Source organism: Bellilinea sp. (assembly GCF_034432615.1).
Lineage (GTDB): Bacteria > Chloroflexota > Anaerolineae > Anaerolineales > Anaerolineaceae > Bellilinea.
In genome coordinates this window covers 1-7159 of sequence record NZ_DAOUBL010000186.1, presented here as the reverse complement: position 1 = coordinate 7159, position 7159 = coordinate 1, and the positions used below count along the sequence as shown (strand labels likewise).

Below are 7159 nucleotides of genomic sequence, written 5' to 3'. Positions count from 1 at the left end.
CGCAAAGACCTGGATTAACTCCTCAATGGTCAGCGTGGCAAACTGCTCCGCCACGGCTTTGCTCACCGAATCGTCAACCAGACCGGGCAAACCGCCGGTCAGAATGGGCACTTCCAGAACCACCAGCACATCCTGAGGATCGGGTGTTTTACCGATTGCCGGGCAGGCACCCACCATTGAGCTGGTGGAAAACGCCTCGATTTCGCGGACGTGGTCAATGGATGGGTTGGTGACGACGGCAACAGCCTCCTTGAAGAAATCAGCCAGGTTGACCCGCGCCTTGCTGAGCGCTGCAAGCGGGCCGTCATAGCCCAGTGAACTGATCAGATCGTCTTTGTTGGAACTGATCAGCGCTTCCACCTCATTTATATGATCCTTGAGCCAGCCGTTTGCGGTTAGGAGCCGTGAATTGACGGTCACAGCCCAGGATGGGGTGGGAAAATCGCTGTCCGGCTGCACCGTGCGGGGCGGCGAGATTTCCGTAAGGACATCCGCAGCCGCGGACGCGCTGCCTTGCATGGCGCGGGTGAGCATGGCTGAGCTGGCAGGGAAAGCCTGTACCCAGCCCGTCCAGTATTGCCGCGCCAGCTGCGGGGCTTCGCGTTGAAAGGTTTGCACCATGACATGCTGGCGGATGGCGGCATGGTCGAGTACAACCGGGTTCTCGCCGCGGCGAAGCAGCAGGGCAATTTTTTCACCCGGCGCCAGCGCGCGCGCATCACTGACCCAGTTTTCCAGTGGTGTGGCGCCCCGTTCGGAGGAGAAAATATACTCTTTCTCGGTTTCGATGAACCACAAAGGACGCAGCCCCAAAGCGTCCACGCTGGCCACAACGGTGTTGCCAAAACGCGCCAGGATGGCGGCCGGGCCCTGGGCATACGGCCCGAAGGTCTGCCGGATGCGCTGGTAGGCTGCCCGCAGGTCGGCGGGAAACTGATCCATCTCATGGGGGATGGGGGGAAATACCGTTTCCATGGCTTCGATTAAGTCGAGGTCGTAATTCACGCACAGGGTATGGAGAAGGCGGTCTAAATCCTGCGAATCTGAGCCGCCATTGGGCAGCACAGCCCCAATTTGAACCGCCTCGAGACGGAGTCGGTTGATGGTGTTGATTTCTCCGTTGTGACCCAGCAGCGAGAAGGGTTGAGCCCTTTCAAAAGTGGAAACGGTGTTGGTCGAATAGCGGGCGTGGCAGAGGACGATGGATGTGTCGTAATTGTGGTCTTGTAAATCGGGGTAATAATGGGTGAGCGCTTCGACGGAGCCGCGCATTTTATACACCACGGCATATCTGCTCAGCGAGGCAAACTGAATGGGAAAATCCTGCTCCAGCGAGATTTGAACTTGAAGCAAACGGCGGTCGAGATCGGGCAGGTCGGCATAACCGGCCAGCTGCCAGAATTGAGGGGGATTGACGCGGGCATGCTGCCCCAAGACCTCTTTACGAACTCTGCCGGGCTGCATGAGCAGCAGGTTCAGGCCCTGATCGTAGAACCGAAGTGTGATTTGCTCCTCAAGGTTTTCAATTTGGAACGAAGCGGGGACGAACAGATGACCCACCCAAAAACCGGGGTGCGTTGGAAGGTGAGAGGGTAGGCCGGCCTGGCTTAATTTTTTTGCCCACAACCGGCGGGGAATATCGGTTTGGACGCCGGCGCCGTCGCCTTCACCGTTGACAAAACCGGTGCGGTGTCCCATGCTGATCAGGGCGCCCAAGGCGCGCTTGAGGGTTCCAAAGGTGCTCTGACCCTGCTTGCGTGCGCTCAGGTAAATGGCGCAGGCATCGTGATCTTCACCATCCTGAAAAGGGTTTTGGGTATCGGTACGAATGTTTCTCATGGTAATGAACCTCCTTTGGCGAACTGGAAACCTGAGTCAACAGAGAGAAAGCCCGAATAATAAATAAGGCTCACCGACCGGTGAGCCTTAAGGGATTACTGAAGAATACGCCTGGCTATCTCACCGGTGGCGGGGAGTGGGTTAAACTGATGGCACGGCGGCCGGAAATGAGAGGGGTCATAAGAATTATCCCGGGCAAGAATTTATGAAATATTATACAAAATCTCCAGAATTTGTAAACAGGAAATGTTAAATCTGGGTTAAGAATTGGCTCATGAACGGCCTATCCGAATGGGGGAAATCGAAAATCACTTTTATCGAGTTTGAAAAAAAATACCTGCTTGCCAAAAGGGGAAAAGCCTGATATAATGTTCATATGCACATTTAATGTGCAAATGCTCATCAAATTCCCCGCTTTCTCCACATGATTACTCAAGTTGATTCTCAAGAATACCGATTATGTGTTCGTGTAGCCAAACTTTACTACGAGAATGGCTTAACCCAGAACGAAATTGCTCAAAAAATGGGGGTTTCGCGTGTTACGGTTTACCGGCTGCTCAACAAGGCGGTTGAACTGGGGATTGTCGAGATCAAAATTCATGCTCCCTTTGGCGAAAACTTTGATCTCGAACAGGATCTCATCGTTCGTTATAACCTGCGCGATGCCGTGGTTGTACCTGACCCGGAAGGGGATGAGAGTATCTACCTCGCGCTGGCCCGCGGCGCAGCCGACTGGCTGAAGCGTACCCTGAAAAGTGGTATGCGGGTCGGCCTGGGATTGGGGCGCACCATTTCTCATCTGCCATTGGTGTTTTCAACCGATGAGCCGATCAATTGCACTTTTACCGAGGTGGTCGGCGGCGCGTCCGATCATTCGGGCGGCTTTGCCAAGTACAATGTTACTTCCAAAATGGCCGAACTGGCCGGCGGTAAAGCTGAATTTCTTTATGCCCCGAACATGGTTTCCAGCGCGGAGCTGCAAAAGAGCCTGCTCAATGAGCCTTCCATTTCTCAGGCGCTGGAACGAGCCCGCCGTTCCGATATTGTTTTGCAAAGCGTTGGAACGGTTGATGAAACCGCTATCCTTTACGTTGAAAAGAAGATCACGCTGGAGCAGCTGCGCGAAATTCAAAACTCCGGAGCGGTGGGTGATGCACTGGGGCATTATTTTGATTGCAATGGTCAGATGGTTTCCACTTTTCTGGATAACCGAATCATCGGAATTGGCCTGGAAGATTTGAAAAAAGTGCCCTGGAGTGTACTGGTTGCAGGGGGAGAAGAGAAGAAAAAAGTCATTCAGGCTGCCATGAAAGGCGCTTATTTCAATGTCCTCATTACCAATGCCGATACTGCAAGATTCCTGCTTTCTGAAAGGAATTAACCGGATGCTTTCTAATTATCTTTCCCCTGAGGTCATTCAACTGAAAGTAAATGTTAACAACTGGCAGGAAGCCGTTCGCGCCGGCGGTGAGTTGCTGCTGAAGGCCGGCAAATGTCAGCCCTCTTATATCGAGGCCATGATTCGGGCTGTCCAGGAGATGGGCGCCTACATGGTACTGGCGCCCGGTCTGGCGCTGGCGCATGCCCGTCCAGAAGATGGGGCTTCGCTAGTTGGTCTTTCGCTGGTGACGCTGGACCACGGGGTAAATTTTGGTTCCGAAGCAAATGACCCGGTGACGATGGTGATTTCATTTTGTGCGCCCGACCACCACAGTCACATTGAAATGCTGCAGGCTTTGGCAGAATTTTTGATGAGTGAGGAAAATCAGCGGATTTTGAAAACCGCTCAATCGGTTGAAGAGGTTTTGTCCGCAGTGGGTTAACTTTTGTGGAAAGGAGTTTGATATGAAAAAACCGCGTGTGATGATGGTGTGTGGCTTTGGGCTGGGCTCCAGCATGATTTTGAAACTGACGGTAGATGGTGTGTTAAAAGAGAATGGTTTAAGCGCTGAAACTTTTTGCGCCGACGCAACCACGGCGACCGGCGAAGCGTATGATATGGTTTTTACTTCCAAAGAGATGGCCAACCTGTTCAAAAATACCCCAAAACCGGTGGTCGTCATTGAAAATTTCCTCAGCAAGCAAGAAGTGCTGGAAAAAGGGCTGCCTGTCCTGCGGAAATTAATTGAGGAGTAGCCCCTTTGACCAGCACTTCCGATGTTTTTTGGTACGGGGCTTCGTATTCCCCTTTGATTTTCAGTGAAGCAGACTGGTTAACCGACCTGCAGTCCATGCAGCGCGCCGGTATGAATCTCATCCGGCTTGGAGATGTGCATGGTTCGTGGGATTTAATTGAACCGCGCGAAGGGCACTATGAATTCGATCAGCTCGGGCGTTTTTACCGGCTGGCAGCAGAATTGGGTATTCACATTCTGATCAGTACTGGCGCAGCCTCACCACCGCTCTGGCTGGCAGAGCGATACCCCGATTTACCCATTCTTTCTAACCGCGGTGAACGGTATCCGCTCGGCGCTTCATACCACTGGGCATGTATTCATCATCCCGCTTATCGGGCTGCGGCGGAAAAGTACCTTCAAGCCTTGCTGGATTTCACCGCCGCCCAGCCCAATCATTTTGGCTGGCAGATTTCCAACGAAATCGGTTTTCCGTTTTTACCCGCCCGCGGTGAAGCGGATTTGAGCCTTTATTGTTACTGCCCCTATTGTGTTGAAAAATTCCGGGGGTGGGTGAAAGCAAAGTATCACACTCTCGATCAGGTAACGAAGGCATGGGCGTGGGGGACAACCTGCCTGGGTTACAACGATTGGGAGCAAATTTTTGCTCCCGAAGCCTTGCCTTCTGGCTGGGCAGGGGTCACCCGCTGGATGGACTGGCGCTTGTTCTGGCAGCAGGCGTTTGCCGAGTTTGCCGGCTGGCAGCACCAGATCATTCGCCGGCGCGACCCACATCATCCAACTTCGGTCAACACCTTCAATTTCAAAGGCTATGACCGTTTTGGGGTTTTCACGGGTCTGGACCAGTGGAAAATTGCCGCTGAGGTGGATCACATCGGCTATGACCTGTATCCCGGCAGCGGCAACAAGCTGGCTACCCGCCCGGAGCACATTTCGATCTTCCTGGATCACGGCCGCAGTGTCAGTCAATCGGCAGGGAGGGATTTCTGGCTGCATGAGGTGGAAAGCGGTCCGATTGGCGGCTGGGTGATGGGTCCGGACTACAATACCCGACCGGCGGATGTGTCGAATTACCTGATCGAAGCGGTTGGGCACAACGCCAAGCTGATTTTATTCATGCCGTGGCGGGAATGGGACTATCAACCGCTGCATTGGGGAGCGCTGGTTGATCTGGACGGAAAACCCACCGGGCGGCTTGCTGCTGCGGCTCAATTTGGTGCTTTTCTCTCAAAACACGGCAAGGAACTGAAGCAGGCAAAGCCTCCCAAAGCGCAGGTTGCCATTCTGGAGTCCAAAGCCAATGCCATTTTCTTTCGCGGGGTGGGCGAAGAAGAAGCCCTCTTTGAGGCGCAGCGCGGAGCATACCGCAGTTTTTGGGAAGCCGGTTTTGAAGTGGATTTCATCACCCCGGATCAAATTGCCCAACACCGCTGGCAGGACTATCGGGTCATCGTCTTGCCGCTGATGGGGCTGCTCGATGAGTTCACGGCTCAGCTCCTGGCGGAATTTGTCCGGCAGGGCGGCTTGCTGGTGGGCTTTGCCCGTTGTGCAACCGTAGATGAACGCGGCTGGTTCCATCATCAGGTTCCAGCCCCGCCGCTCAGGGATGTATTTGGATTGGTGGATGTACAGCCCGACCGCCTTGGCCAACACCGTATTCACCTCAACGGCGAGTGGTACAGCGGATACAGGAATCGCGACCTTCTGGGGCTCCATTCCTCTACCAGCGTGCTTGCCGAATTCGACGACCATTTTCCTGCTGTTACGCTTGCATCTTTTGGGCAGGGGTATGGTTTGTATTTTGCCACTCAGGCAGATGCCGATTACCTGAAAAGCGTTCCCTCGCTTTTGGGAACCGTGCTGAATCAGGTTCTGCCCCAATTGAATATTGTGCCGCCAATCAGGATCGAGTACGAAGGCAAACAATCCCGCCGGGTGGACCCCCATTTATTAGAGTTGGGAAATAAAAAGTGGCTGCTGATCAGTAACTATCTCAAAAAAGCGGTGGATCTAACCATTCAAACCGATATGAGCGGGTGGGGCAGAGATTTGCGGAAAATCTCCAAAATTTTTCCTGCCCACCAGTTGCTGGAATGGGAAGTAACCGCTCAGCAGGTTTTGACATTGCGATTTCACCTGGAAGCAGAGGAGGTGACGGTTATCGAAATAGAACTGGCTGCATAAGAAAAATGTTTTGAACATCGTTTCCACCCAATTTTTCAAAAAGGAGTAACCTCATGGACGTCGGATTAATTTTCAGTATCGTCCCCCGTTTGTTGCCCACTTTCATGCTGGGGTTGGTTGCGTTGCTGGGTTTGCTTTTACAGCGTAAAACCTTCAGCGAAGTCGTTTCCGGCACGATCAAAACCATGGCTGGTGTCATCATTCTTTTCTCGGCAGTTGATCTGCTGGTCGGGGTCATTTCACCCATCTCGACCATGTTCGGAAAAGTCTATGCCTTTCAGGGCGAGCCAATCAGTGTTGACTGGACGGCGTTCCTGAGTGAGTACGGCATACCGGTTGTGCTGGTAATGGTGTTTGGCTTTTTTGTGAACATCCTGCTTGCCCGTCTGACCAGACTCAAGTATGTTTTCCTGACCGGTCACATCATGTTCTGGAATGCCTTCATGGTGGTTGCTGCGCTGGCAGACGCCGGTAAAATCAAGGGCGTGGCGCTGGTTGTGCTGGGCAGCGTGATTCAGGGTATTCTTGCAACCGTGCTGCCGGCTTTGATTGCTCCCTTTGTGTTCAAGCTGACGGGCAGCAAAGATTTCACAATCGGCCATACCACCACCATTCTGGCAGTGATCGGCGCCTGGATCGGCAAACTGGTCGGTGATCCTTCAAAATCCACTGAGGATTTGAAAATCTCCGATAACTGGAGCTTCCTCAAATCCATGACCATTTCCACATCGTTGATCATGTTCCTGCTGTATCTGGTGATGGGCTTTATTGCCGGTCCAGCCTGGGCTGCCGAAACCTTCTCCGGCGGTTCCCAGCCAATCTGGTATTTGTGGATCATCTATCAGGGTATTCTGTTCGGTGCTTCGTTGACCATTTTGCTGACCGGCGTACGCCTGATGCTGGCGGAGATTGTGCCCGCCTTCCATGGCATTGCAAAGAAAATCGTTCCGGATGCCGTACCTGCGCTGGACTGCCCGATGGTATTTCCTTACGGTCAAAAC

General features: G+C 53.1%; 6 protein-coding genes. 5 read left to right on the top strand and 1 reads right to left on the bottom strand.

Annotated features, from left to right (window positions below):
- A partial coding sequence (locus tag VAE48_RS08550) for a glutamate synthase central domain-containing protein (protein WP_322792902.1) occupies positions 1-1839 on the bottom strand: 1839 nt, incomplete at its 3' end.
- A gap of 424 nt (positions 1840-2263) precedes the next feature.
- Between VAE48_RS08550 and VAE48_RS08545 the strand changes: the two genes are divergently transcribed.
- The 5 genes from VAE48_RS08545 to VAE48_RS08525 all read left to right on the top strand — a co-directional run.
- Entirely contained in the window at positions 2264-3220 is a 957-nt protein-coding gene (locus tag VAE48_RS08545) for a sugar-binding transcriptional regulator (protein ID WP_322792901.1), read from the top strand.
- A gap of 4 nt (positions 3221-3224) precedes the next feature.
- Positions 3225-3662 (top strand): PTS sugar transporter subunit IIA, encoded by a 438-nt coding sequence (locus VAE48_RS08540; RefSeq protein ID WP_322792900.1) that lies wholly within the window; start codon positions 3225-3227, stop codon positions 3660-3662.
- 22 nt (positions 3663-3684) lie between these two features.
- Positions 3685-3975 carry a PTS sugar transporter subunit IIB gene (locus VAE48_RS08535; protein WP_322792899.1) on the top strand — a complete coding sequence of 97 codons (291 nt, stop codon included), beginning with the start codon at positions 3685-3687 and terminating at the stop codon, positions 3973-3975.
- Positions 3976-3980: 5 nt separating this feature from the next.
- On the top strand, positions 3981-6158 hold the full coding sequence (locus tag VAE48_RS08530; protein WP_322792898.1) for a beta-galactosidase: 2178 nt from the start codon (positions 3981-3983) through the stop codon (positions 6156-6158).
- Positions 6159-6211: 53 nt separating this feature from the next.
- The coding region (locus VAE48_RS08525; RefSeq protein WP_322792897.1) for a PTS transporter subunit IIC at positions 6212-7159 on the top strand (948 nt) is incomplete at its 3' end.